We start from the raw sequence: 25,369 nt of genomic DNA on the forward strand, positions 1-25,369 counted from the left end.
TAAACGAACGGCGCGGCGCCAGCGTCTGGTTGCACGGTCAATAATTGCAAAAAACATAGCTGCCAGCGCTTGATACGCCTTGTTTTCGTCGCGATTCATGGATGAAAACAAGGCGTATCAAGCGCTAGGTGCTCACTTTTTAGAAGCTCTCCCATTCGTCGCTGGCAGCTGCGGCGGGCTGGGCCGGCGGCGGCGCCAGGGCGGCCTTGGGGGCCGTGGGCGCCTTGGCGCTGGCACGCACGGCAGGTGCCGGGGCGGGGCGGGGCGCTGGCGCGGGCGCGGGCTGGCGCGCGGCCGGCATGGCTTGCGCGGTTCGCGATGCGTTTTGCGGCGCGGGCGCGGCGGCGCCCTGCGCGCCGGTGCGGAAGGTGGCCACGGTGTTCACCAGCTGCAGGGCCTGCGTCTTGAGGCCGCTCGCCGCGGCGGCCATTTCCTCGACCAGCGCGGCGTTCTGCTGCGTGGCCTGGTCCATCTGCGTGATGGCTTCGCCCACCTGCGCCACGCCCGTGCTCTGCTCGCGGCTGGCGGCGCTGATCTCGCCCATGATGTCGGTCACGCGGCGGATGGCGCTGACCACCTCGGTCATGGTCGTGCCGGCCTTGTCGGCCAGGGCGCTGCCCTGCTCCACGCGCGCCACGCTGTCGGAAATCAGGGTCTTGATCTCCTTGGCCGCCTCGGCGCTGCGGCCCGCGAGCAGGCGCACCTCGCCTGCCACCACGGCGAAGCCGCGGCCCTGCTCGCCGGCACGCGCGGCCTCGACGGCGGCATTGAGCGCCAGGATGTTGGTCTGGAAGGCGATGCCGTCGATCACGCCGATGATGTCGGCGATCTTGTGGCTGCTGGCGTCGATGTCGCGCATGGTGTGCACCACCTGGCCGACCACGCCGCCCGCCTGCTCGGCCACCTGCGTGGCGCTGAGCGCGAGCTGGTTGGCCTGCTGGGCGCTGTCGGAATTCTGGCGCACGGTGGAGCCGAGCTGCTCCATGGAGGCGGCGGTCTGCTGCAGCGCGCTGGCCTGGCTCTCGGTGCGCCCGGAGAGGTCGTGGTTGCCCTGGGCGATCTCGCTGCTGGCGGTGGCCACGCCCTCGGCGCCCTGGCGCACGTCGCGCACGATGTGCGCCACGCTGTCGCGCATGGCGCGGATGCCGTGGGTCACGCTGTTGCTGTCGCGCGTCGGCGGAATGTCGACGGTGAGGTCGCCGTTGGCGATGCGGTGCGTGATGGCGTTGAGTTGCGCGGGCTCGGCGCCGAGCTGGCGGAAGATGCTGTGCGCGATCATCCAGCTCACGGCCAGCAGCAGCAGCGCCAGCAGCGCGGTGATGCCGCCGGCCTGCGCCAGCCGCTGCAGGAAGGTGGCCTGCACCGTGTCCGTGTACACGCCCGAGCCGATGACCCAGCCCCAGGGCGCGAAGCCCTTGACGTAGGAGACCTTCTCCACCGGCTTGTCGCTGCCGGGCTTGGGCCACAGGTAGCTGATGAAGCCCTCGCCCTGCCGCTTGACGATGTTCACGAACTCCACGAACAGCAGCTTGCCCGAGGGGTCCTTGTTGCCGCTCAGGTCCTGCCCCTGCAGCTCGGGGCGGATCGGGTGCATGAGCATGCGCGGCACCATGTCGTTGACCCAGAAGTACTCGTTGCCGCTGTAGCGCAGCGGGCGCATGGCCTCCATGGCGCGCTGCTGCGCCTCGGCGTCGCTCATCTCGCCCTTGGCCGCCAGGGCGTGGTAGTGCACGGCGATGCCGTGCACCGTCTCCACCACCTGGCGCACGTTGGCGGCGCGCTCATCGAGCAGGAGACTGCGTTCCGAAACCATCATGCTGGCCAGCAGCGCCATCATGGACAGCAGGGTCAGCGTCACCAGCGCGGCCAGGCGGCGCGTCACGCTGAGTCGGTAGAGCCATTGCATGGTGTGTCTCCTTTGTTCTTTGAAACAATTGGAGACGAATATAGACCACTTCCCCTAGGCCGCACCATGGGGGACTGCCCATGGCGCTTTTTTGCTGAAGGCGGTGTTTCAGGCCGACGACAGCCGCAGGTGGTTGGCCGTGGGCAGTGCCGCGGGGGCGGGCATGCCGCCACGGGCCTGCAGGCCGCCGGTGGGCTGCGCGTCCAGCGTGAACACGGCGACGGCGTTCACCAGCTCCCCGGCCTGGGTCTGCAGGCTGGCGGCGGCGGCGGCGCTTTGCTCCACCAGGGCCGCGTTCTGCTGCGTGGTCTGGTCCATCTGGGTAATGGCCTCGCCCACCTGGGCCACGCCGCTGGCCTGTTCCTTGCTGGCGGCGCTGATCTCGCCCATGATGTCGGTCACGCGGCGGATGGCCGTCACCACCTCTTCCATGGTGCCGCCGGCCTTGTCCACGAGCTGCGAGCCCTGCTCCACGCGCTCCACGCTGGCGCCGATCAGGCCCTTGATTTCCTTGGCCGCGTCGGCGCTGCGCTGCGCCAGGTTGCGCACCTCGCCCGCCACCACGGCGAAGCCGCGGCCCTGCTCGCCCGCGCGGGCGGCCTCGACGGCGGCATTGAGCGCCAGGATGTTGGTCTGGAAGGCGATGCCGTCGATCACGCCGATGATGTCGGCGATGCGGCGGCTGGCGTCGTGGATGCCGCGCATCGTTTCCACCACCTGGGCCACCACCTCGCCGCCTTGCGTGGCCACGTTGGAGGCGTTGAGCGCGAGCTGGTTGGCCTGCTGGGCGTTGTCGGCGTTCTGGCGCACGGTGGAGCCGAGCTGCTCCATGGAGGCGGCGGTCTGCTGCAGCGCGCTGGCCTGGCTCTCGGTGCGTGCCGACAGGTCGTGGTTGCCCTGGGCAATCTCGCTGCTGGCGGTGGCCACGCCCTCGGCGTTCTGGCGCACGTGGGCCACGGTGTCGGCCAGGCGCGTCTGCATGTGCGCCAGGGCCTGCAGCAGTTGGCCGGCCTCGTCGCGCTGCTGGGCGGCGGCGATGCGCATGCTCAGGTCGCCCTGGGCGATGCTCTCGGCCGCCTGGATGCCCTGGCGCAGCGGCAGCGTGACGGAGCGCGTGGTCTGCCAGGCCACCAGCGCGCCCAGCGCCAGCGCCGCCAGCGTGGCCAGGCCCAGCAGCCACAGGCTCTGGCGGGCCAGCGCGGCGTTGTCGGCCTGGGCGGCCTGCACCTGCGTGCCCATGTGCGCGCGCAGCCTGTCCAGCGTCTGCAGGTAGGCGTCGGCGCGCGGGCGCAGGTCGCGGTCCACCATGCCGGCGATGTCGGGCTCGCCGCCGCTGGAGGCGTGCCGCACCGCGTCGCGCTGCTCCTGGTAGGCCTGGCCGGCCTTGGTGATTGCGTCAAGCAGTGCCTGGGCCTGGGGCGCCTGGGCGAGCAGTGCCTTGATGCGCTCCTGCGTCTGCGCCGCCGACTTGTCGGCGGTGGCCATCGCTGCTTCGAGCTGGTCGACGTAGCCGCGGTCGATGGCCTTGAGCGCGGCCTCGGTGCGCACCCAGTTGAGCTGGATGCTGGTGGCCCATTCCTCCACCAGGGCCTGCTGCTCCATCTCGGCGGTGGCCAGTTGCTGGGCCGACTGGTGCAGCGCGCTGATGCGCGACTGCGCATACAGCACGATGGCCACCGTGATGCACAGGATGCTGCCGAACGCCACGCCCAGGCGCAGGCCGACTTTGAGGTTGCCGAGTTTCATTGCTTGCGGGGCCAGGGGCCGGAAAGGGTGCGGTACATGCGCTCAGGAGGCCTTGCCCAGCAGGGCGTCCTTGAGCTTCCAGTCGGCGGGCTGCGGGCCCAGCCAGATGCCCATCAGGGCGTTGAAGAATTCGGGCTCCTTGAACGGCTCGCCCTGCACCTGGCCCTTGACGGTGAGCACGGTGCCGGTGCCGGGAATCCAGTCGATCATGAATTCCTCGCCCGGCAGCAGCTTCTTGTGCTCGGAGAAGATCTGGCTCATGCGCATGACGCCGGGCACGAGCTTGGAGAACGCGGCGCGGTCCATGTTGTCCTCCATGCCGCGCGAGAACAGCTTGCCCAGTTCCGCCGAATCGATCTCGCGCAGCATCACGATGCGCATGCGCTTGGGGCCCTTGAGGGCCTGGATGTCCTGCGGCGTCTGCGCCTTCTTCTCCAAGTACAGACCCGCCGTGTAGACCTTGAACACCGCCTTGTAGCGGATGCCGGCGCCATTGAGCAGCAGAGGCTTGCCCTGCACGCTGGCCGCCTCCTCGTACTTCACGTCGGCCAGGGTGGTCTGTGCCATGGCACCGCCACAGGCCAGCAAGGCGGCCCCCGCGAGAACGACGCAATGCCGAAGGAATTTCATACCCGACTCCTGAAAATAGAACGATCGTGCGTTTCTAATTGTTGCTGCATGGGGCGCGGGCCGCAACAGGGTTTTCGAGCAGTCCGTGTCGCATTGGCTGCACGCCGCGCGCGCTGCCCGAAGGGGCGGGGCGGCTTTGCTACACTTTCGCCCATGTTCATCCACCATGCGTTCGTGACAGGTTGTGCAGACCGGGGAGCCTGGCCCTGGCGCAAGCCTGCTTGCCTGAACGCCTGATGGCACCTGGGCGCTTCCCAGCGTGCACCCGTGGCCCCCTGTGCGGGCCGACCTCATGAACTGCGGCGCTACCCTCCATATCCCCTCGCGCGCGCCGTCCCTGTTGGGAGCCTCCCTGTCGTGATCACCGAACTCGAATTCAAGAGCCTGGCGGCCCAAGGCTATAACCGCATTCCGCTCATGGCCGAGGCCTTTGCGGACCTCGAAACCCCCCTGTCCCTTTACCTCAAGCTGGCCCATTCGCAGGGCGGTGGCAAGCACAGCTTTCTGCTCGAGTCCGTGGTGGGCGGCGAGCGCTTCGGCCGCTACAGCTTCATCGGCCTGCCCGCGCGCACGCTGCTGCGCGCCAGCGGCTTCGGCGCTGCGGCCAAGACCGAAGTCGTCACCGACGGCCAAGTGGTGGAGACGGCCAGCGGCAACCCGCTGGACTTCATTGCCGAATACCAAAAGCGCTTCAAGGTGGCGCTGCGTCCCGGCCTGCCGCGCTTTTGCGGCGGCCTGGCGGGCTACTTCGGCTACGACGCGGTGCGCTACATCGAGAAAAAGCTCGAAGCCACCTGCCCGCCCGATGCCCTGGGCTGCCCCGACATCCTGCTGCTGCAGTGCGAGGAGCTGGCGGTCATCGACAACCTCTCGGGCAAGCTCTACCTGATCGTCTACGCCAACCCGGCCGAGCCCGAGGCCTACGCCCGGGGCAAGAAGCGCCTGCGCGAGCTCAAGGAGCAGCTCAAGTACTCGGTGAGCGCGCCCGTGGTCAAACCCAGCGAGAGCCACCCGGCGCAGCGCAGCTTTGCCAAGGCCGACTACCTGGCCGCCGTGGAACAAGCCAAGGAGCTGATCGCCGCCGGCGACTTCATGCAGGTGCAGGTGGGTCAGCGCATCCACAAGCGCTACACCGAGAGCCCGCTGTCGCTGTACCGCGCGCTGCGCTCGCTCAACCCGTCGCCGTACATGTACTACTACCACTTCGGCGATTTCCACGTGGTCGGGGCAAGCCCGGAAATCCTGGTGCGCCAGGAGCAGACGCAGGAGGGCACCAAGGTCACCATCCGCCCGCTGGCAGGCACACGCCCGCGCGGCGCCACGCCCGAGAAGGACAAGGCGGCGGAGGTGGAACTGGTGAACGACCCGAAGGAGCGCGCCGAGCACGTGATGCTGATCGACCTGGCGCGCAACGACATCGGGCGCATCGCCAAGACCGGCTCGGTGAAGGTGACCGAGGCCTTCGTGGTCGAGCGCTACAGCCACGTGATGCACATCGTCAGCAACGTCGAGGGCATCCTGCACGACGGCATGAGCAGCATTGACGTGCTCAAGGCCACCTTTCCGGCGGGCACGCTCACCGGGGCGCCCAAGGTGCACGCCATGGAGCTGATCGACCAGCTCGAACCGACCAAGCGCGGCCTGTACGGCGGCGCCTGCGGCTACCTGAGCTACGCGGGCGACATGGACGTGGCCATCGCCATCCGCACCGCCATCGTCAAGGACGGCACGCTGTACGTGCAGGCGGCCGCTGGCGTGGTGGCCGACTCCGTGCCCGAGCTGGAATGGAAGGAAACCGAACATAAGGCCCGCGCCCTGCTGCGCGCGGCGGAACTGGTAGAGGAAGGACTGGAATGACCCGCGCCATTGAACACACGCAGCACTGCACCACCATGGAGGACGTGCGCCGCTACATTGATGCGCTGGACGACGTGCTCGTGCCCCTGCTGGTCACGCGCGGCGGCTACATGACCCAGGCCGCGCGCCTCAAGCAGCACGACAGCCAGGTGCGCGACGAGGACCGCATCGAGGCCATCGTGGCGCGCGTGCGCGCGCGCGCCGCCCAGGAAGGCGGCCAGGCCGACGTGATCGAGGCCATCTACCGCAGCATGATGGAGGCCTACATCGCCTACGAACACCGCGAGTTCGCGCGCCTGCGCGCGCCGGAGGGCCAGCCATGAAGCTCTTGATGATTGACAACTACGACAGCTTCACCTTCAACATCGTCCAGTACTTCGGCGAGCTGGGCGCGCAGGTGGAGGTGTTCCGCAACGACGAGATCACGCTCGAAGGCATTGCCGCGCGCGCGCCCGACCGGCTGGTGGTCTCGCCCGGCCCGTGCTCGCCGGCCGAGGCGGGCATTTCGGTGGCCGCCATCCAGCACTTCGCGGGCAGGCTGCCGATTCTGGGCGTGTGCCTGGGGCACCAGAGCATTGGCGCGGCCTTCGGCGGCAAGATCATCCGGGCGCAGCAGCTCATGCATGGCAAGACCAGCGTCATCACCACCACGCAACAGGGTGTGTTCGCCGGGCTGCCGGCGCAGTTCACGGTGAACCGCTACCACTCGCTGGCCATCGAGCGCACGAGCTGCCCGGAGGTGCTGGAGGTGACGGCCTGGACGGAGGACGGCGAGATCATGGGCGTGCGCCACAAGACGCTGCCCATCGAGGGCGTGCAGTTCCACCCCGAGAGCATCCTGACCGAGCATGGCCACGCCATGCTGAAGAACTTCCTGGATCAAAAATGAGAGCTGCCAGCGCTTGATGGGTAAGCGCTGGCAGCCTTTTTGACTCCCAAATTACTGGAACGCCACTTCCGCGAAACTGCGCAGCTTGCGGCTGTGCAGGCGCTGCACGCCGCCGTCGCGCAGGATGTCGATGGCGCGCATGCCGATGAGCAGGTGTTGTTGAACGCGCTCGCGGTAGAAATGGTTGGCCATGCCGGGCAGCTTGATCTCGCCGTGCAGCGGCTTGTCGCTCACGCACAGCAGGGTGCCGTAGGGCACGCGGAAGCGGAAGCCGTTGGCCGCTATTGTTGCGCTCTCCATGTCCAGCGCCACGGCCCGGCTCTGGCTGAAGCGGCGCTGGGGCAGGTTGTCGGGCAGCAGCTCCCAGTTGCGGTTGTCGGTGCTGGCCACGGTGCCGGTGCGCATGATGCGCTTGAGGTCGGCTTCCGCGACCCGCGACACATCGGCCACGGCCTGCTGCAGCGCCTGCTGGATCTCGGCCAGTGCGGGAATCGGCACCCACAGCGGCAGTTCCTCGTCGAGCACGTGGTCCTCGCGCACGTAGGCGTGGGCCAGCACGTAGTCGCCGAGCTGCTGGCTGTTGCGCAGGCCCGCGCAGTGGCCCAGCATCAGCCAGGCATGCGGGCGCAGCACGGCAATGTGGTCGGTGATGGTCTTGGCGTTGGCCGGGCCGACGCCGATGTTGACCATGGTGATGCCGCTGCCGTCGGCGCGCACCAGGTGGTAGGCGGGCATTTGCGGCAGGCGCGGCGGCGGCGCGCCCAGCGCGTCGCCCGGCTCCGCGGCCAGGCCGGTGCGGCGCGTGACCACGTTGCCGGGCTCGACGAAGGCGACGTATTCGCTGCCGGGCCGCGCCATCTCGGCATGGCCCAGGCGCACGAATTCGTCGATGTAGAACTGGTAGTTGGTGAACAGCACGAAGTTCTGGAACCACTCGGGCAGCGTGCCCGTGTAGTGGCGCAGGCGGTGCAGCGAATAGTCCACGCGCGGCGCGGTGAACAGCGACAGCGGCTGCGCCTGGCCGGGCTGGGCGCACCAGGTGCCGTTGGCGATGCCGTCGTCCATGGCCGAGAGGTCCGGCAGGTCGAACAGGTCGCGCATCAGCATGCGGCGCTCCGGCGTGAGCTGGCCTTCGACGTGGTCGTGCTCGGCGAACGAGAAGTGGATAGGAATGGGCTGGTTGCTGGTGCCCACTTCCAGCGTCACGCCATGGTTGGCGCGCAGCAGGCGCAATTGCTCCAGGTAGTAGGAGGCGAACAGGTCGGGCCGCGTGAGGGTGGTTTCGTAGTGGCCCGGCCCCTCGACGAAGCCGTAGGCCAGCGCGGTGGCGGCGCGCGCCACGGTGCTGGTGTGCACGCGCACGCAGGGGTAGAAGGCGCGCACGGGCTGCGCGGGTGTCTCTCCCTGCACGAAGCGCTGCATGGCGCCGCGCAGGTGCTCGATCTGCTGCTGGTAGATGCGCTGGATCTGCGCCAGCGCCTCGGCCGGGTCGCTGTGCTGGGTGGGCGCGGTGAAGGTGGTGGTAAGGGCCATGGCGTTATTGTCCATGGCCGCCCGGCGGCTCGCCGGCGTGGGGCTTCAGTTTGCGGCCTGCCGCCAGCGCTGCCACCAGTCCGGGATCTGCGCCGCGGCCAGGGGGCGCGACAGGTTCCATCCCTGGGCCAGGTCGCAGCCCAGGGTGCGCAGCATGTGCTGCTGCTCGGCGGTTTCCACGCCTTCGGCGACCACCTGGAGCTGCAGGCTGTGGCCCATCTGGATGATGGCGGTGACGATAGCCACGTCGTCGCCGTTGCCCGGCGTGTCGGTGACGAAGGAGCGGTCGATCTTCAGCTTGTCGATGGGGTAGCGCTTGAGGTAGGCCAGCGAGGAGTAGCCGGTGCCGAAGTCGTCGATGGACACGCGCACGCCGAGCGCGCGCAGGGCCGCGAGCATGCTGGCGGCAGCCGTGCCCTGCTGCATGAGCACGGTTTCGGTGATCTCGATTTCCAGGAACTCGGGCGCCAGGCCCGTGGCGTCGAGCACCTGCTGGATGTCGGCCGCCACGTCGCGCTGGCGCAGCTCCAGGGCCGACAGGTTGACGGCCACCGGCACCTGCGGCAGCCCCGCGTCGTGCCAGGCCTTGAGCTGGCGGCAGGCTTCGTGCAGCACCCAGCGGCCGATGGGGGTGATGAGGCCGCGCGCTTCGGCGAAGGGGATGAATTCGTCGGGCGCCACGATGCCGCGCTCGGGGTGCTGCCAGCGTATCAGGGCCTCGAACCCGGCCAGGCGGCCGTCGCCCAGCCATACCTGGGGCTGGTAGTGCAGCGTGAAGGCGTGGCGCTGGATGGCGTCGCGCAGCAGCCGCTCCAGTTGCAGCTCCTCCAGCGGGGCGCGGCCGTCCATGGTGTGCTGGTAGAACTGGCGGTTGGCGCGGCCGCTGTCCTTGGCGTGGTGCATGGCCAGGTCGGCGTGGCGCAGCAGTTCCTCGGCGTCGGCGCTGTCCTCGGGGTAGCGGCTGATGCCGATGGAGGGCGACAGCGTGACCGGCAGGCCGCCCGCCAGGCAGGGCGCGCCCATGGCCGCGAGCAGCTTGTCGGCCACGGCGGCGGCGTCGTGGGCTTCCGACAGGTCGGGCAGCAGCACCACGAATTCGTCGCTCCCCAGGCGCGCGACCAGGTCGCAGGTGCGCACGCTGGCCTTCAGGCGCGCCGCCATCTCGCACAGCAGGGAGTCGCCCGTGTGGTGGCCCAGCGAGTCGTTGACGGTCTTGAAATGGTCCAGGTTGATGAACAGCAGCGCGGCATGCCCGTGCTGGCGCCGCAGGCGCGCCAGGGTCTTCTCCAGCTGCTCCATCAGGTAGCGCCGGTTGGGCAACTGGGTCAGCGGGTCGTGCAGCGCGATGAAGGCCATGTGCTCCTGCGCCTGCTTGCGCAGCGTGATGTCGCGCGCGACCACGATGCGGTACTCCTGCCCGTCGATGGGCATGGTCTTGCCCACCACCTCGACGGGGATGGCGTGGCCGTCGCGGTGCAGTATGGTGACTTCGTAGGGGTCTTCGCGTCCGGCGCGGGTGTATGCGATGGCCGCGGCACGGTGCTCCGGGCAGATGTAGTCGAAGACCATCGTGCCCAGCACCTCGGACAAGGGGTAGCCGCACAGCCGCTCCAGCGCCTCGTTGCCGTCGGTGATGTGCCCGTCGCGGTGGAAGACGATGGCCTCTTCCGTCGCCGCGCTGAACTTGCGCATGCGCTCCTCGCTGTCGCGCACTGCGCGCTCGGCCTGCCAATGGTGGGTGATGTCGTGGATCAGCACGAAGGTGCCGAGCTGCTGGCCGCCCTGGATGTGCGGGATCAGGTGCACCTCCAGCATGCGCTGCGATCCTTCGGCATCGTGGTGCGGCCGGGTGTAGCGCACCGGCTGGCCGGTGGTGCAGCGTTCCACGTGCGGCTGGATGCTCTGCCACACGTCCTCGCCGATGGTTTCGCGGGCGGTCAGGCCGAGGATGGAGGCCGTGGTGTGGCCGGTGGCGCGGGCGTAGCGCTCATTGGCGAAGCGGCAGCGCATGGTCTCTGCCTCGAAGTACGCCATGCTGGCCGGTACCGTGTCGGCCACCACACGCAGCAGTGACCCGCTGGCGCGGGCTTCCAGGCCGTCCTGATTCTGTGTGGTGGGGTGGTCCGGCATGTGTTACCCAATCTTTGTAACGGTTATAGCCGAATCGTTGCGGCGTGTGGCTGGGTGAAAGCTCTAGGAACGGGCTGCGCCAGGCGCTGCCACGGTTTGCACGGCAAAGGCATGCCAGCCCGGCGGCGAGCATCCCTGCTGGCAGTCCGGTCATGCTCCAATCCGGCGATGGAAACCTCGGGCGCAATCACGTCGGCCGCCGCCGTGCTGGCGGGGGCGCTGGGCAGCGGCCTGCTGATGGGCATCGAGCGCGAGCGGCGCAAGGGCCGGGGGCCGCAGCGGGCCTTCGCTGGCGTGCGCACCTTCACGCTTGCCGCCCTGGGCGGGGCGGCGGCGGCCCTGTGGGGCGGCATGGCGCTGGTCGCGGTGGGCGCGGCCCTGGTGGCGGCGCTGGCCGTGGCCGCGTATGTGCGCGACCGCTCGGGCGATCCGGGCGTGACTACCGAGGTCGCCCTGTGGCTGGCCTATGTGATCGGGGTGGTGTGCGCCCACAGCCTGCCCATGGGCGCGGCCCTGGCGGTCGTGGCGACGGGGCTGCTGGCCGCGCGCGATGCGCTGCACCGTTTCGCCCGCGACTGGCTGCGCCCCGCCGAGGTGCGCGGCGCGCTGGTGCTGGCCGCGCTGGCGTTGCTGGTGCTGCCGCTGGCGCCGCACCGGCCCCTGTGGGGCGAGGTGCTGGACCCGCAGGTGGTGGTGCGGCTGGTGCTCGTGCTGCTGCTGATCCAGTCCCTGGCGCACCTGGGGCGGCGGCTGCTGGCTGCGCGCCATGCCTTGGTGCTGTCGGCGCTGGCCTCGGGCTTCGTGTCGAGCACGGCCACCATCGCCAGCCTCGGGGTGGCGGTGCGCGAGGGGCGGGAGCCCGCGCGGCGCCAGGGCGGCGCCGCGGTGCTGTCGTGCGTGGCCACCATGGCGCAGATCCTGGCGGTGGCCGCCACGGTGCAGCCGCAGTGGCTGGGGCGCTTGTGGGCGCCCGCGCTGGCGGGCGGGCTGGCGGCGGCGCTGTGGGGCTGGGCGTTGCTGCGCGGCGGCGGCCCGGCGGCGCGGGCCGTGCCGGAGCCGGACGCGCCCATGTTCCGGCTGCGCGATGCCTTGCTGATCGCGGTGCTGCTCACGGGCATCCAGGTGCTGGTGCACGCCTTGAGGCTCTGGTGGGGCGAGGCCGGCCTGCTCGCCGGCACGCTGCTGGCGGCCTTGGCCGACGTGCATGCGGCCGTCGCCGCGGTGCTGGTGCAGGGGCGCCCGCAGGACGCCGCCGGCCCGGGCCTGCAAGCGGCGCTGGCGGCGGCGCTGTCGGTGCATGCGCTGAGCAAGTGCGCCGTGGCCTGGGCCAGCGGCGGCTGGCGTTACGGCCTGGCGGCCGGGGGCGGGGTGCTGCTGCACACGGCGGCGTTCGTCGCCGTGCTGTCACTGGTGTAAAGCCGTTCTGTACGGGGCATCTGGTGTAATCGGGCGCTGTCCTTCCGCCTCCGCTTGCCCAGTGTCTGCATTCATCCCTGCTTCCATGACCGCCTGGATGACGCCGCGCCGCCTGTTGCGCGTGTCCGTCGTGGTGGCGCTGCTCACCATCGTGCTCAAGACGCTGGCCTGGTGGGTTACCGGATCGGTCGGACTGCTGTCCGATGCCCTGGAATCCTTCGTCAACCTGGCGGGGGCGATGTTCGCGCTGGCCATGGTCACGGTGGCCGAGCGCCCGGCCGACGTGGAGCACCCCTATGGCCACCACAAGGCGGAGTATTTCTCCTCGGGCTTCGAGGGCATCCTCATCGTCGGCGCGAGCGTGGCGATCATCTGGGCCTCGGTGCAGCGCCTGTGGCACCCGCAGCCGCTGGAGCAGCTCGGCTGGGGCATGGCGCTGTCCATGCTCAGCACCGGGCTCAACGGGCTGCTGGCCTGGGCCATGTTCCGTACCGCGCGGCGCCACCGTGCGGTGGCCCTGGAAGGGGACGCGCGCCATCTGGTGACCGATGTCTGGACTTCGGTGGGCGTGGTCGTGGGGCTGGCGGCAGCCCAGGCCACGGGCTGGCTGTGGCTCGATCCGCTCGTGGGCATCGGCGTGGCGCTGAACATCCTGCACGAGGGGGGCGCGCTGGTGTGGCGTGCCGCGCAGGGCCTGATGGACGAGGCGGTGGAGCAGGATCTGATCGACCAGATCGAGGCCGTGCTGCTGCGCCACAGCCAGGCCAGCGCCGGCGCGGTGCGCTTCGACAGCCTGGTGTCGCGCCGTGCCGGGGTGCGCAGCTATGTGCAGTTGCACATGCATGTGCCTGCGGGCTGGACGCTGGGCCGCGCGGCGCAGGCGCGCGCGGCGGTCGAGTCCGAACTGATGGACACCGTGCCCGGCTTGCATGCCACCATTGAGCTGCTGCCCGTGGGGGCCGCCACGGTGTTCGAGCAGTCCGAGGCGCAAGGGAAGGCCGCATGATCGCCTTGCTGCAGCGGGTGCGCCAGGCGCGTGTGGAGGTCGCGGGCGCGGTGGTCGGCGAGATCGGCCCGGGCCTGCTGGCGCTGGTGTGCGCGGAGCAGGGCGATGGCGAGGCCGAGGCCGGCAAGCTGCTCGCCAAGGTGCTGAAGCTGCGCATCTTCGGCGATGCCGACGGCAAGATGAACCGCAGCCTGCAGGACGTGGGCGGCGGCCTGCTGGTCGTGAGCCAGTTCACCCTGGCGGCCGATACCGCGGGTGGCAACCGTCCCAGCTTCACCCGGGCGGCGGCCCCGGCCGAGGGGCGCAGGCTGTACGAGCATTTCGTGGCCCGGGCGCGTGCCGCGCACCCGCAGGTGGCCACGGGCGTGTTCGCGGCCGACATGCAGGTGCACCTGGTCAACGATGGGCCGGTGACGATCCCGCTGCGTATCGCGTCGATGCTTCCAAAATAAGAGCTGCTGGCGCTTTCTCCATAAGGGCTGGAGCCGTTTTTTGCTTGAAAAAGAAAAAAGGGGCCGAAGCCCCTTTTTTCGCGTGGCGGATGCTCCGCGCTCAGTGGCCCGAGGCCCCTGCGGCGCCCAGGCCGGTTTCCGAGCGCACTTGCTGCGCTGCGAAGGCCTCGCGCTCCTTGTTGGCGCGGGCGCTGCTGTCCGTGATGGAGAACAGCCACACACCCACGAAGCCCGCGACCATCGAGAACAGGGCCGGCGAGGAGTAGGGGAACAGCGCCGAGCCGGCGGGGTTGCCCAGCGTGGCTTCCCACACCGAGGGCGACACGATGGTCAGGCCCACCGAGGAGATCAGGCCCATGAAGCCGCCGATCACCGCGCCGCGCGTGGTGCAGCCCTTCCACAGGATCGACAGGATCAGCGGCGGGAAGTTGGCCGATGCGGCCACGGCGAACGCCAGGGACACCATGAAGGCGATGTTCTGCTTCTCGAAGGCGATGCCCAGCACCACGGCCACGACGCCCAGCGCCAGCGTGGTGATGCGCGACACCTTCAGTTCGGCGGCGTTGTCGGCCTTGCCCTTCTTGATCACGGTGGCGTACAGGTCGTGCGACACGGCGGAGGCGCCCGACAGCGTCAGGCCGGCCACCACGGCCAGGATGGTGGCGAAGGCCACGGCCGAGATGAAGCCGTAGAAGATGTTGCCGCCCACGCTCTTGGCCACCAGCACCGCGGCCATGTTGGCCGTGCCTGCGCCGCCCTTGATCACGCCCTTGACCGTGTCGGCCATTTCGGGGTTGGTGAGCACCAGGGTGATGGCGCCGAAGCCGATGATGAAGATCAGGATGTAGAAGTAGCCGATCCACACCGTGGCCCAGCCCACGGACTTGCGTGCTTCCTTGGCGTTGGGCACGGTGAAGAAGCGCATCAGGATGTGCGGCAGGCCGGCGGTGCCGAACATCAGCGCCATGCCGAAGGAGATGGCCGAGATCGGGTCCTTGATGAAGCCGCCGGGGCCCATGATGGACAGGCCGGCCTTGGCGGCCTCTTCGGGCGTCTTGCCGGTGTTGGCGGCAAGCTGCGTGCGCACTTCGACGCCCTTGGCGAACAGCGCCTCGGGGCTGAAGCCGTACTGCGCCAGCACCATGATGCCCATGAAGGTCACGCCGGCGAGCAGCAGGCAGGCCTTGATGATCTGCACCCAGGTGGTGGCCGTCATGCCGCCGAAGAGCACGTACACCATCATCAGCGCGCCGACGATGACCACGGCCATCCAGTATTCCAGGCCGAACAGCAGCTTGATGAGCTGGCCGGCGCCGACCATCTGGGCGATCAGGTAGAAAGCCACCACGATCAGCGTGCCCGAGGCCGCGAACATGCGGATCGGGGGCTGCTCGAAGCGGTAGCCCACCACGTCGGCGAAGGTGAACTTGCCCAGGTTGCGCAGGCGGTCGGCCATCAGGAAGGTGATGATGGGCCAGCCCACGAGGAAGCCGATGGAGTAGATCAGGCCGTCGTAGCCCGAAGCCATCACGGCCGCGGAAATGCCCAGGAACGAAGCGGCCGACATGTAGTCGCCCGCGATCGCCAGGCCGTTCTGGAAGCCGGTGATGCCGCCGCCGGCGGTGTAGAAGTCGGCGGCCGAGCGCGTCTTGGCGGCGGCCCACTTGGTGATCCACAGCGTGCCGGCCACGAAGACGCCGAACATGATGATGGCCACCCAGTTGGTTTCCTGCTTGGCGGCCTGGCCCACATCGGCACCGGCTGCCTGCGCGGCAGTCACGGCGCCGAGGGCGGCGAGTGCCAGCGCTGCGCTGGCGAGAGTCTTGGAGCCGCTCATTTCGTGACGTCCTTCATGATTTGTTCGGTCAGGGCGTCGAACTTGCTGTTGGCCACGTGCACGTAGTACACCGTGATGGCGATGGTGAACAGGATCACGCCCATGCCGATGGGCACGCCCAGCGAGGTCACGCCTGCGCCGATGGGCTTGGCCAGGAAGGGCTTGTCGAAGGCGATCAGGCCGATGTAGCCGTAGTACACGACCAGCATCAGGATCGTCAGCACGACCCCCAGGGGGGTGCGCCGCGCGCGCAGCTCCTGGTACTTCGGATGGCGTTGAATCTTTTCAACTACCGGGTCACTCATGGTTGTCTCCTCTCTAGGTGGATGGTGCCGCGCAAGGCATGCGGCCTTGCACAAACGGGCGGATTCTGCGAACCCGTACTGACCGCTCGCTTACGCGCTGCATTGCAGCAATTTCGCGGCATTTGGTGGGCTTCCGGCTGGTTTTTCACATCAGAAAACGCCAAGTCAGGGTTACTGCTGAAGCTGTAAGTCTCGGTTCAGCGGGGCGTCAGCTTGCGTAAGCAATGCGTCAGTGCGGCGTCAGTCGGCCGCCTGATAGTGGCCCGGCAGGCAGCAAAAAAAGCCTGTGGTTTCATAAATACAGGAGACAAAGCAATGGCTATCAACGCGGCTCAAGGCGTGGGGAAGGCGGCTGCGCGCCCCATGTCCCCCGAAGAACGCAAGGTGATTCTTGCGTCCTCGCTCGGCACGGTGTTCGAGTGGTACGACTTCTATCTCTACGGTTCGCTGGCGGCCATCATCGCCAAGCAGTTCTTCGCGGGGCTGGACCCGACCTCCGGTTTCATCTTCGCGCTGCTGGCCTTCGCGGCGGGCTTCATCGTGCGGCCCTTCGGCGCACTGGTGTTCGGCCGCCTCGGCGACATGATCGGGCGCAAGTACACCTTCCTGGTGACCATCCTGATCATGGGCATCTCGACGTTCATCGTCGGCATCCTGCCCAACTACGCCAGCATCGGCGTGGCCGCGCCCATCATCCTCATCGCCCTGCGCATGCTGCAGGGCCTTGCGCTGGGCGGCGAGTACGGAGGCGCCGCCACCTACGTGGCCGAGCATGCCCCGCACGGCAAGCGCGGCGCCTACACCGCCTGGATCCAGACCACGGCGACGCTGGGCCTGTTCCTGTCGCTGCTGGTCATCCTGGGCACGCGCACCGTCATGGGCGAGGCCGTGTTCAACGACTGGGGCTGGCGCATCCCGTTCCTGGTGTCGATCCTGCTCCTGGGCATCTCGGTGTGGATCCGCATGCAGCTGTCCGAGTCGCCCGCTTTCCAGAAGATGAAGGCCGAGGGCAAGACCTCGAAGGCGCCGCTGTCCGAATCCTTCGGCCAATGGAAGAACCTGAAGATCGTGCTGCTCGCCCTGTTCGGCCTGACTGCCGGCCAGGCCGTGGTCTGGTACACCGGACAGTTCTATGCGCTGTTCTTCCTGACGCAGCAGCTCAAGGTGGACGCCGTGACGGCCAACCTGATGATCGCCGGCGCGCTGGTGCTGGGCACGCCGTTCTTCCTGGTCTTTGGCTCGCTGTCCGACAAGATCGGCCGCAAGCCGATCATCATGCTGGGCTGCGCGCTGGCCATCGTGACCTACTTCCCCGTGTTCAAGGCGCTGACCGAGGCCGCCAACCCGGACCTGGCCGCCGCGCAGGCCAAGAACAAGGTCGTCGTCGTCGCCGACCCGGCGGAATGCTCGTTCCAGTTCAACCCCACCGGCACCGCCAAGTTCACCAGCTCGTGCGACGTGGCCAAGCAGGTGCTGGCCGCCAGCTCGGTGAGCTATGACAACGAAGTGGCGCCCGCCGGCACGCCGGCCGTGATCAAGATCGGCAGCCACACCATCCCCAGCTATACCTCCAAGGGCATCTCGGCCGACGAAGCCAAGGCCAAGGACGCCGAGTTCAAGAAGGCCGTGGCAGACACGCTGAAGGCCGACGGCTACCCCGCCAAGGCCGATCCGGCGAAGATGAACAAGGGTTTGATGATCGTCATCCTGACCTACCTCGTCATCCTGGTGACCATGGTCTACGGCCCCATCGCCGCCATGCTGGTGGAAATGTTCCCCACGCGCATCCGCTACACCTCGATGAGCCTGCCGTACCACATCGGCAACGGCTGGTTCGGGGGCCTGCTGCCCACCACCTCGTTCGCCATCGTGGCGCAGACCGGCAACATGTACAACGGCCTGTGGTACCCCATCATCATCGCGGGCATCACCGTGGTGATCGGCACGCTGTTCCTGCGCGAAACCAAGGACGTCGACATCTACGCCAACGATTGAGGCCAGATCCCTGGCGCCCCGGGGAATGCGTCTTCCGCATGACAGCCTTCGCGAATTCACCGATTTTGCGAATGGAATGTTGCAGATAAGCATCACTTTGGGGCCGCTTGGCCCGGATTGCCGGGCCAAGCGCCTAAAATTTCGGCAGTAGTTGCATGTGTGTTGTCCGGAGACCCCCTGCCAGCCCTGCCCCTACACCTTATCGATGAATACAAGCATTCAAGGAAATCACATGCAAAAGAACCATCTGCTGCTGGCCCTGCTCGCCGCTGTCGGCGCCTCTTCCGCCATGGCCCAAAGCAGCGTCACGCTGTACGGCCGCGTCAACACCACCGTGGAGCGCCAGAAGGACGGCGACGTCACCAAGACCGGCATGTTCAACAACTCCTCGCGCTTTGGCTTCAAGGGCGTGGAAGACCTGGGCGGCGGCCTGAAGGCTGGCTTCGTGCTGGAAAGCGGCTTCGACTCCAGCAACGGCGCTGGCTCCTCCTCGACCGGTGGCCTGAACTTCGGCCGCCAGAGCGAAGTGAACCTGTCGGGCGCTTTCGGTACCGTGCGCCTGGGCAACTTCTTCCCCGAGTCGTACTTCGCCACGGCCGACTACGTGAGCATGCACAACCATGACACGGGTTCCTCGTCCGACGCGCTGTACTACGATCCCGTGTGGTTCGGCACCCTGGGCACGGCCAACAAGATCGCCTACCGCACCCCCAGCTTCGGCGGCCTGACCGTGGAAGGCGCGATGACCTTCCACGAGAACAATGCGCCGAGCAAGTACGGCTACGACCTGGCTGCCAACTACAACCTGGGCGCCCTGGCCCTGGGTGCTGGCTACAGCGGCGTGAACAGCAACTACCAAGTGGGCCTGCGCGCTGCCTATACCTTCGGCGCCTTCACGGTCGGCGGCTACTACCAGCGCAACAAGGACGACAACCAGCTGGTTGCTACCGGCGCTGGCACGCGCAACAACTTCCGCCTGTCGGGCATGTACACCATGGGCGCTTCCGAGTTCCACGTGAACCTGGGCCACGCCAACAAGTGGAGCAACGTGTCTGACACTGCCGCCACCCAATGGACCCTGGGCTACAACTACAACCTGAGCAAGCGCACCAAGGTGTACGGCTACTACACCCGCGTGAACAATGGCGCGCTCAGCGACATCAACGTGACCAACTCCGGCGACAACTTCAACTCGTTCGCCGTGGGCGTGCGCCACAACTTCTAAGCATGGCGATGCGCTGGCTGCCGTCAGTGCCGCGTGCTTGAAAGCACCAAGCCCCACACCCTGCGGTGTGGGGCTTTTTTTTGCCCTTTGCAACCACAACAAGGAGACAAGCTATGTGGAAGATCGCGGTCGGTTTCATCCTGTTCGCGGCGTTGTCGCTGTTCGTCATCATGAAGGCCGGCGACAAGGTGGACATGGGCGGCGAAAAGCATGGCGCCGAAGCCATGCATGTGCCGGACCCCGCCCCCGCGGCAGCGCCGGCTTCCGCCGCCAGCGCGCCATGACAGGGGCGGCGCCCGCGTGCGCCACAGCCGCCAGACCCAGCCCGCCGCGTGCGGGCTTTTTTGCGGGGGTGCCATGGGGCGGGGGCAAACCGTGGCGCCTGCCAGGTTGCTGGCAGCAGGCCTAGAATGTTCCGCCCCACGCATCCCCGATACCGTCCATGAACCAGCCACCGCAGGGCCTGATCCGCATCCACGGCGCTCGCCAGCACAACCTCAAGAACCTCGACCTCGACATCCGCACCGGCGAACTCACGGTGGTCACCGGCGTCAGCGGCTCGGGCAAGTCCAGCCTGGTGTTCGACACCCTGTACGCCGAGGGCCAGCGCCGCTACGTCGAGACCTTCAGCGCCTACGCGCGCCAGTTCCTCGACCGCATGGACAAGCCCGCCGTGGACAAGGTCGAAGGCGTGCCCCCGGCCATTGCCATCGACCAGACCAACCCGGTGCGCAGCTCGCGCTCCACCGTGGGCACCATGACCGAGCTGAACGACCACCTCAAGCTCTGGTTCGCCCGCGCTGGCCAGCTGTTCGACCGGCAGACCGCGCAGCCGGTGCGCCACGACTCGCCCGCCAGCATCTACGCCGAACTCGGCGCGCGCTGCGCCGCGCTGGGCGACCCGCGCATCGTGCTCACCTTCCCGGTGGAGCTGCCCGCCAACACCACGCCCGAGCAGATGGCGCAATGGCTCTCGGCCAGCGGCTTCACCAAGGTGCAGGCCGAGCGCACGCACGAGGGGCGCAAGCTGCTCGACGTGGTGGCCGACCGCTTCCGCATGGGCAACGTGGAACGCGCGCGCGCCGTCGAGGCCATCGAGGTGGCGCTCAAGCGCGGCAGCGGGCGCCTGACGGTGTACTGCCAGCAGGGAGACGATGCCTGGGACCTGTGGCGCTTTTCCACCGGGCTGCACTGCCCCGACAGCGACTTGCGCTACGCCGAGCCGATTCCGTCGATGTTCTCGTTCAACTCCGCCGTGGGCGCGTGCGACACCTGCCGGGGCTTTGGGCGCGTCATCGGCGTGGACTGGGGCCTGGTGATTCCGAACGACCGGCTGACCCTGCGCGCTGGCGCCATCAAGGCCATCCAGACCCCGGCCTGGGCCGAGGTGCAGGACGACCTGATGCGCCACGCTGAGAGCGCCGGCATTCCGCGCGACACGCCCTGGTACAAGCTCACGCCCGCGCAGCAGCGCTGGGTGATCGACGGCACGCCGGACTTCAAGGCCGGCAACTGGAACAAGCAGTGGTACGGCATCAAGCGCTTCTTCGAGTACCTGGAGAGCAAGGCCTACAAGATGCACATCCGCGTGCTGCTGTCCAAGTACCGCAGCTACACGCCGTGCCCGGCCTGCGGCGGCGCGCGCCTGAAGACCGAGAGCCTGCTGTGGCGCATCGGCACCCGGGAGGATGCCGACGCCGTGCTGGCACCGGAAAAGCGCTGCCTGCCCCAGGGCGTGGCCTGGACGCGCGCGCAGCTCGAGGCGCTGCCCGGCCTGTGCCTGCACGACCTGATGCTGCTGCCGCTGGAGCGGCTGCGCCGCTTCTTCGCCCGGCTTGCTCCTGATGTGATAGCTGCCAGCGCAGGTGGGGCGGGCGCTGGAGCCGAAAAAACCGTGCAGGACGGCACGGCCCAGGCGCTGCAACTGCTGCACACCGAGATCGCCACGCGCCTGCAGTACCTGTGCGACGTGGGCATTGGCTACCTCACCCTGGACCGGCAAAGCCGCACCCTCTCGGGCGGCGAGGTGCAGCGCATCAACCTCACCACGGCGCTCGGCACCTCGCTGGTGAACACGCTGTTCGTGCTCGACGAGCCCAGCATCGGCCTGCACCCGCGCGACATGGACCGCATCAACCAGGCCATGCTGCGCCTGCGCGATGCGGGCAACACCCTGGTGGTGGTGGAGCACGACCCGGCCGTCATGCTGTGCGCCGACCGCGTGATCGACATGGGCCCGCAGCCTGGCGAGCGCGGCGGCCAGATCGTGTTCGACGGCACGGTGGCGCAGCTGCGCCACGCCGACACGCTCACCGGCCAGTACCTGGGCGGGCGGCGGCAGATCGGCAGCGGCCTCAAGCGCATGGTCACGGCTGCCACGCCGCGCCTGGTGCTCGAAGGCGCGCGCCAGCACAACCTGCGCGACGTGAGCGTGGAATTTCCGCTGCAGCGCCTGGTCACCGTCACCGGCGTGTCGGGCTCGGGCAAGTCCACGCTGGTGCAGGACGTGCTGGCGCCCGCGCTGCTGCGCCACTTCGGCAAGGCCACCGAGGCGCCGGGCGCGCACGACCGCCTGCTGGGCGCCGACCACCTGAGCGACGCCGTGTTCGTGGACCAGTCGCCCATCGGCAAGACCGCGCGCTCCAACCCCGTGAGCTACGTGGGCGCGTGGGATGCCCTGCGCGAGCTGTTCGCCACCGCGCCGCTGGCGCGCGAGCGCGGCTACACCGGGGCCAAGTTCAGCTTCAACGCGGGCGACGGGCGCTGCCCCACCTGCGGCGGCTCGGGCTTCGAGCATGTGGAGATGCAGTTCCTCTCCGACGTGTACCTGCGCTGCCCGGACTGCGACGGCAAGCGCTACCGCCCCGAGATCCTGGAGGTGCGCATCGAACGTGGCCGGCGCCTGCTCAACGTGGCCGACGTGCTCGACCTGACGGTGAGCGAAGCGGTGCAGCTCTTCGCCGCCGACCGCGAGGTGGTGCGCGCGCTGCAGCCGATCCAGGACGTGGGGCTGGAATACGTCAAGCTCGGCCAGCCCGTGCCCACGCTCTCGGGCGGCGAGGCGCAGCGCCTCAAGCTCGCCGGCTTCCTGGCCGAGGCGGCGCGCAGCCAGGCCAAGTCGCGCCAGCCGCTGGCGCGCAAGGGCACGCTGTTCCTGTTCGACGAACCCACCACCGGCCTGCACTTCGACGACATCGCCAAGCTCATGCGCGCGCTGCGCAAGCTGCTGGACGCCGGGCACTCGCTCATCGTCATCGAGCACAACCTCGACGTGATCCGCGCCAGCGACTGGCTCATCGACCTCGGCCCCGAGGGCGGCGACGCCGGCGGCCAGCTCGTGGCCGAGGGCCCGCCCGAGGAAGTGCGCCAGCACCCGCGCTCGCACACCGCGCAGGCGCTGCGCGACTATGAACAGGCCCTGGGCCTGGGCGGCCACGCGGTGCACGAAGCGCCCGTTGTGCTATCGAAAAAGAAGCTGCCAGCGCTTGATGGACAAGGGCTGCAGGCCAAAAACGCCATTGAAATCGTCAACGCCAAGGAACACAACCTGCAGCACCTGAACGTGGCCATTCCGCGCGGCCAGTTCAACGTCATCACCGGCGTGTCGGGCTCGGGCAAGTCCACGCTGGCGTTCGACATCCTGTTCAACGAAGGCCAGCGCCGCTACCTGGAGTCGCTCAACGCGTACGCGCGCAGCATCGTGCAGCCGGCCGGGCGGCCCGAGGTCGATGCCGTGTACGGCATACCGCCCACGGTGGCCATCGAGCAGCGCCTGTCGCGCGGCGGGCGCAAGAGCACGGTGGGCACCACCACCGAGGTCTGGCACTTCCTGCGCCTGCTCTACGTCAAGCTGGGCGTGCAGCACTGCGTGCACGACGGCGCGGCCGTGCAGCCGCAGACCATGGACAGCATCGCCGCGCAGCTGCTCACCGCCTACCGCGGCCAGCACATCGGGCTGCTGGCGCCGCTGGTCATGCACCGCAAGGGCGTCTACACCGAGCTGGCCGACTGGGCGCGCCCGCGCGGCTACACGCACCTGCGCGTGGACGGCGAGTTCCTGCCCACCACCGGCTTTCCGCGCCTCGACCGCTTCAAGGAGCACACCATCGAGCTGCCCGTGTTCAGCCTCGACGTCTCTCCCGCGCAGGAAGACCTGCTGCGCAGCAAGCTGGCCCAGGCGCTGGAGCTGGGCAAGGGCGTGGTGCATGTGCTGAGCGGGCTGGAGGGCCTGCAGGACGCCATGGCGCTGGGCCAGTCCACGGCCGGCATCGGGCGGCTGCAGGCGTTTTCCACCCAGCGCGCCTGCCCGGTGTGCGCCACCAGCTACGCCGAACTCGATCCGCGCCTGTTCTCGTACAACAGCAAGCACGGCTGGTGCTCCGACTGCGTGGGCACGGGCGTCAAGCTCACCAAAGAGCAGCGCAAGCTGCTCGACGATTCGGTGCAGGCCGACAAGGACAAGGGCCGCGAGCAGACCTTCGCCGAGCCCGAGGTGGACGACCTGGCCGATGCCGCCTGCCCCACCTGCCAGGGCACGCGCCTGAACGCCACGGCGCGCGCCGTGCGCTTCGCCGGGCGCGGCATCACCGAGGTGGCGCAGCTCTCGGTCAGCACGCTGCGCGCCTGGATCGCCAGCCTGCAGCAGCCCGGCACGCTGACGCAGCGCGAGCGCGGCATCGCGCGCGACCTGCTGCCCGAAATCCAGAGCCGGCTGGAGTTTCTGGAAGAGGTGGGCCTGTCCTACCTCACGCTCGACCGCGGCGCGCCCACGCTCAGCGGCGGCGAGGCGCAGCGCATCCGCCTGGCGGCGCAGCTCGGCAGCAACCTGCAGGGCGTGTGCTACGTGCTCGACGAGCCCACCATCGGCCTGCACGCGCGCGACAACCAGATCCTGCTGAACGCCCTGCACAAGCTCGGCGGCAAGGGCAACACCCTGGTGGTGGTGGAGCACGACGAAGACACCATCCGCCGCGCCGACCACATCATCGACATCGGCCCCAGCGCGGGCAAGCGCGGCGGGCGCCTCATCGCCCAGGGCAGCGTGGCCGACGTGCAGGCCGCCGCCGAGTCGCAAACCGGCCGCTACCTGCTGCACGCGCTGCGCCACCCGCTGCAGCCGCGCCGGCCGGTTGATGCTCCTGAAAAAGGAGCTGCTGGCGCTTTTCCTGAAACGGATTCAGATAGAAAAGTATCCGAAAACAAGGCAGAGCAAGCGCAAGCAGCTACCAAAACAGAAGCGCCGCAGGCCTGGCTCACCGTGCACGGCGCGCGCCTGCACAACCTGCAGGACGTGACGGCGCGCGTGCCGCTGGGGCGCCTGGTGGCCGTCACTGGCGTCAGCGGCTCGGGCAAATCCACGCTGGCGCGCGACGTGATGCTGGCCAACGTGCAGGCCTGGGTGCAGCAGCGCGCCACCAAGGCCGGGCGCGACGCCATGGACGCGGGCAAGGCGCCGCCGCTGGCCGGCTGCACCGGCCTGTCCGGCTTCGAGACCATCGACCGCGTGCTGGAGGTGGACCAGACCCCCATTGGCAAGACCCCGCGCAGCTGCCCGGCCACCTACATCGGCTTCTGGGACACCATCCGCAAGCTCTACGCCGAAACGCTGGAGGCCAAGGCGCGCGGCTACGCGCCGGGCCGTTTCAGCTTCAACACCGGCGAGGGCCGCTGCCCGGCCTGCGAAGGCCAGGGCGTGCGCACCATCGAGATGAGCTTCCTGCCCGACGTGAAGGTGCCCTGCGAGGTCTGCCACGGCGCGCGCTTCAACCCCGAGACGCTGGCCGTCACCTGGCGCGGCAAGAGCATCGGCGACGTGCTGCAGATGGAAGTCGATGAGGCCGTGGCGTTCTTCGCCAGCATGCCCAGCATCGCCCACCCGCTGCAGTTGCTGAAGGACGTGGGCCTGGGCTACCTCACGCTGGGCCAGCCCAGCCCCACGCTCAGCGGTGGCGAGGCGCAGCGCATCAAGCTGGTGACCGAGCTGACCAAGGTGCGCGACGACGTGGGCCGGCGCGGGCAGAAGAGCCCGCACACGCTCTACGTGCTCGACGAGCCCACCGTCGGCCTGCACATGGCCGACGTGCACAAGCTCATCCACGTGCTGCACCGCCTGGTCGATGGCGGCCACAGCGTGGTGGTGATCGAGCACGACCTCGACGTGATCGCCGAGGCCGACTGGATCATCGACCTCGGCCCCGAGGGCGGCGGCGGCGGCGGGCGCATCGTCGCTGCCGCCACGCCCGAGGACGTGGTGCGCCTGGGCACGCACACCGGCGTTGCGCTGGCGCCGGTGCTGGCGCGGGGGAGTGAAATAACACCCCCCTGAGCGGCTGCGCCGCTTCCCCCCGCTCTCGCGCTTCGCGCGGGCAGGGGGACGACGCCTGCGCGGCGGGGCGGCCCTTGCGCGGCGTCCGCTGGCCTGGCCGCGCCGGTTTCATCGGCT

Annotated in this window: 17 protein-coding genes; 10 read left to right on the forward strand and 7 right to left on the reverse strand. The window is 68.7% G+C overall.

From position 1 onward, the window contains the following. Positions 1–139: 139 nt before the first annotated feature. From YS110_17345 to YS110_17355, 3 genes are all read right to left on the reverse strand, one after another. Entirely contained in the window at positions 140–1,906 is a 1,767-nt protein-coding gene (locus YS110_17345) for a cache domain-containing protein (GenBank protein ID UJB66394.1), read from the reverse strand. A gap of 108 nt (positions 1,907–2,014) precedes the next feature. Then, entirely contained in the window at positions 2,015–3,652 is a 1,638-nt protein-coding gene (locus tag YS110_17350) for a HAMP domain-containing protein (protein UJB66395.1), read from the reverse strand. 42 nt (positions 3,653–3,694) lie between these two features. Next, positions 3,695–4,282, reverse strand: a complete 588-nt coding sequence (locus YS110_17355; protein ID UJB66396.1) for a chalcone isomerase family protein — start codon at positions 4,280–4,282, stop codon at positions 3,695–3,697. A 357-nt stretch (positions 4,283–4,639) separates the two neighbouring features. On the opposite strand from YS110_17355, the gene YS110_17360 reads away from it, so the two are divergent. From YS110_17360 to YS110_17370, 3 genes are read left to right on the forward strand one after another with little or no spacing between them, the layout of a single operon-like run. Further along, positions 4,640–6,139 (forward strand): anthranilate synthase component I, encoded by a 1,500-nt coding sequence (locus YS110_17360; protein ID UJB66397.1) that lies wholly within the window; start codon positions 4,640–4,642, stop codon positions 6,137–6,139. Then, complete coding sequence (locus tag YS110_17365; protein ID UJB66398.1) at positions 6,136–6,462, forward strand: chorismate mutase; 327 nt, start codon at positions 6,136–6,138, stop codon at positions 6,460–6,462. The genes YS110_17360 and YS110_17365 overlap by 4 nt, the downstream gene beginning before the upstream one ends. Beyond that, entirely contained in the window at positions 6,459–7,028 is a 570-nt protein-coding gene (locus tag YS110_17370; protein ID UJB66399.1) for an aminodeoxychorismate/anthranilate synthase component II, read from the forward strand. Before YS110_17365 ends, YS110_17370 begins: the two co-directional genes overlap by 4 nt. 51 nt (positions 7,029–7,079) lie before the next feature. Here YS110_17370 and YS110_17375 read toward each other — a convergent pair whose 3' ends face one another. Both YS110_17375 and YS110_17380 read right to left on the reverse strand, forming a co-directional pair. Next, positions 7,080–8,561, reverse strand: coding sequence for an AMP nucleosidase (locus tag YS110_17375; protein UJB66400.1), 1,482 nt, complete (start codon positions 8,559–8,561; stop codon positions 7,080–7,082). Between the two features lie 45 nt (positions 8,562–8,606). Further along, on the reverse strand, positions 8,607–10,691 hold the full coding sequence (locus YS110_17380; protein ID UJB66401.1) for an EAL domain-containing protein: 2,085 nt from the start codon (positions 10,689–10,691) through the stop codon (positions 8,607–8,609). Positions 10,692–10,859: 168 nt separating this feature from the next. Between YS110_17380 and YS110_17385 the strand changes: the two genes are divergently transcribed. From YS110_17385 to YS110_17395, 3 genes are all read left to right on the forward strand, one after another. Further along, entirely contained in the window at positions 10,860–12,107 is a 1,248-nt protein-coding gene (locus YS110_17385; GenBank protein UJB66402.1) for an MgtC/SapB family protein, read from the forward strand. Positions 12,108–12,204: 97 nt separating this feature from the next. Then, on the forward strand, positions 12,205–13,113 hold the full coding sequence (locus tag YS110_17390) for a cation transporter (protein UJB67503.1): 909 nt from the start codon (positions 12,205–12,207) through the stop codon (positions 13,111–13,113). Beyond that, complete coding sequence (locus tag YS110_17395) at positions 13,110–13,565, forward strand: D-tyrosyl-tRNA(Tyr) deacylase (protein ID UJB66403.1); 456 nt, start codon at positions 13,110–13,112, stop codon at positions 13,563–13,565. The genes YS110_17390 and YS110_17395 overlap by 4 nt, the downstream gene beginning before the upstream one ends. Positions 13,566–13,665: 100 nt before the next feature. Here the strand turns inward: YS110_17395 and YS110_17400 are convergent, their stop codons facing one another. Both YS110_17400 and YS110_17405 read right to left on the reverse strand, forming a co-directional pair. Beyond that, positions 13,666–15,402 (reverse strand): cation acetate symporter, encoded by a 1,737-nt coding sequence (locus YS110_17400; protein UJB66404.1) that lies wholly within the window; start codon positions 15,400–15,402, stop codon positions 13,666–13,668. Next, positions 15,399–15,707, reverse strand: a complete 309-nt coding sequence (locus tag YS110_17405; GenBank protein ID UJB66405.1) for a DUF485 domain-containing protein — start codon at positions 15,705–15,707, stop codon at positions 15,399–15,401. Before YS110_17405 ends, YS110_17400 begins: the two co-directional genes overlap by 4 nt. A 315-nt stretch (positions 15,708–16,022) precedes the next feature. On the opposite strand from YS110_17405, the gene YS110_17410 reads away from it, so the two are divergent. From YS110_17410 to uvrA, 4 genes are all read left to right on the forward strand, one after another. Further along, positions 16,023–17,702, forward strand: a complete 1,680-nt coding sequence (locus tag YS110_17410; GenBank protein UJB66406.1) for an MHS family MFS transporter — start codon at positions 16,023–16,025, stop codon at positions 17,700–17,702. Positions 17,703–17,934: 232 nt separating this feature from the next. Beyond that, entirely contained in the window at positions 17,935–18,927 is a 993-nt protein-coding gene (locus YS110_17415) for a porin (protein ID UJB66407.1), read from the forward strand. A gap of 113 nt (positions 18,928–19,040) precedes the next feature. Beyond that, positions 19,041–19,211, forward strand: coding sequence for a hypothetical protein (locus YS110_17420; GenBank protein UJB66408.1), 171 nt, complete (start codon positions 19,041–19,043; stop codon positions 19,209–19,211). A 158-nt stretch (positions 19,212–19,369) separates the two neighbouring features. Further along, positions 19,370–25,252 carry an excinuclease ABC subunit UvrA gene (gene uvrA, locus YS110_17425; GenBank protein ID UJB66409.1) on the forward strand — a complete coding sequence of 1,961 codons (5,883 nt, stop codon included), beginning with the start codon at positions 19,370–19,372 and terminating at the stop codon, positions 25,250–25,252. Positions 25,253–25,369: the final 117 nt, after the last annotated feature.

The organism is Acidovorax sp. YS12, from assembly GCA_021496925.1.
GTDB lineage: Bacteria > Pseudomonadota > Gammaproteobacteria > Burkholderiales > Burkholderiaceae_C > Paenacidovorax.

Bases quoted from the DNA above. Each gene is read 5' to 3' on its own strand.
- YS110_17345 (UJB66394.1), bottom strand. From the start codon at position 1,906: ATGCAATGGCTCTACCGACTCAGCGTGACGCGCCGCCTGGCCGCGCTG.
- YS110_17350 (UJB66395.1), bottom strand. From the start codon at position 3,652: ATGAAACTCGGCAACCTCAAAGTCGGCCTGCGCCTGGGCGTGGCGTTC.
- YS110_17355 (UJB66396.1), bottom strand. From the start codon at position 4,282: ATGAAATTCCTTCGGCATTGCGTCGTTCTCGCGGGGGCCGCCTTGCTG.
- YS110_17365 (UJB66398.1), top strand. From the start codon at position 6,136: ATGACCCGCGCCATTGAACACACGCAGCACTGCACCACCATGGAGGAC.
- YS110_17370 (UJB66399.1), top strand. From the start codon at position 6,459: ATGAAGCTCTTGATGATTGACAACTACGACAGCTTCACCTTCAACATC.
- YS110_17375 (UJB66400.1), bottom strand. From the start codon at position 8,561: ATGGCCCTTACCACCACCTTCACCGCGCCCACCCAGCACAGCGACCCG.
- YS110_17380 (UJB66401.1), bottom strand. From the start codon at position 10,691: ATGCCGGACCACCCCACCACACAGAATCAGGACGGCCTGGAAGCCCGC.
- YS110_17385 (UJB66402.1), top strand. From the start codon at position 10,860: ATGGAAACCTCGGGCGCAATCACGTCGGCCGCCGCCGTGCTGGCGGGG.
- YS110_17390 (UJB67503.1), top strand. From the start codon at position 12,205: ATGACGCCGCGCCGCCTGTTGCGCGTGTCCGTCGTGGTGGCGCTGCTC.
- YS110_17395 (UJB66403.1), top strand. From the start codon at position 13,110: ATGATCGCCTTGCTGCAGCGGGTGCGCCAGGCGCGTGTGGAGGTCGCG.
- YS110_17400 (UJB66404.1), bottom strand. From the start codon at position 15,402: ATGAGCGGCTCCAAGACTCTCGCCAGCGCAGCGCTGGCACTCGCCGCC.
- YS110_17405 (UJB66405.1), bottom strand. From the start codon at position 15,707: ATGAGTGACCCGGTAGTTGAAAAGATTCAACGCCATCCGAAGTACCAG.
- YS110_17410 (UJB66406.1), top strand. From the start codon at position 16,023: ATGGCTATCAACGCGGCTCAAGGCGTGGGGAAGGCGGCTGCGCGCCCC.
- YS110_17415 (UJB66407.1), top strand. From the start codon at position 17,935: ATGCAAAAGAACCATCTGCTGCTGGCCCTGCTCGCCGCTGTCGGCGCC.
- YS110_17420 (UJB66408.1), top strand. From the start codon at position 19,041: ATGTGGAAGATCGCGGTCGGTTTCATCCTGTTCGCGGCGTTGTCGCTG.
- uvrA (UJB66409.1), top strand. From the start codon at position 19,370: ATGAACCAGCCACCGCAGGGCCTGATCCGCATCCACGGCGCTCGCCAG.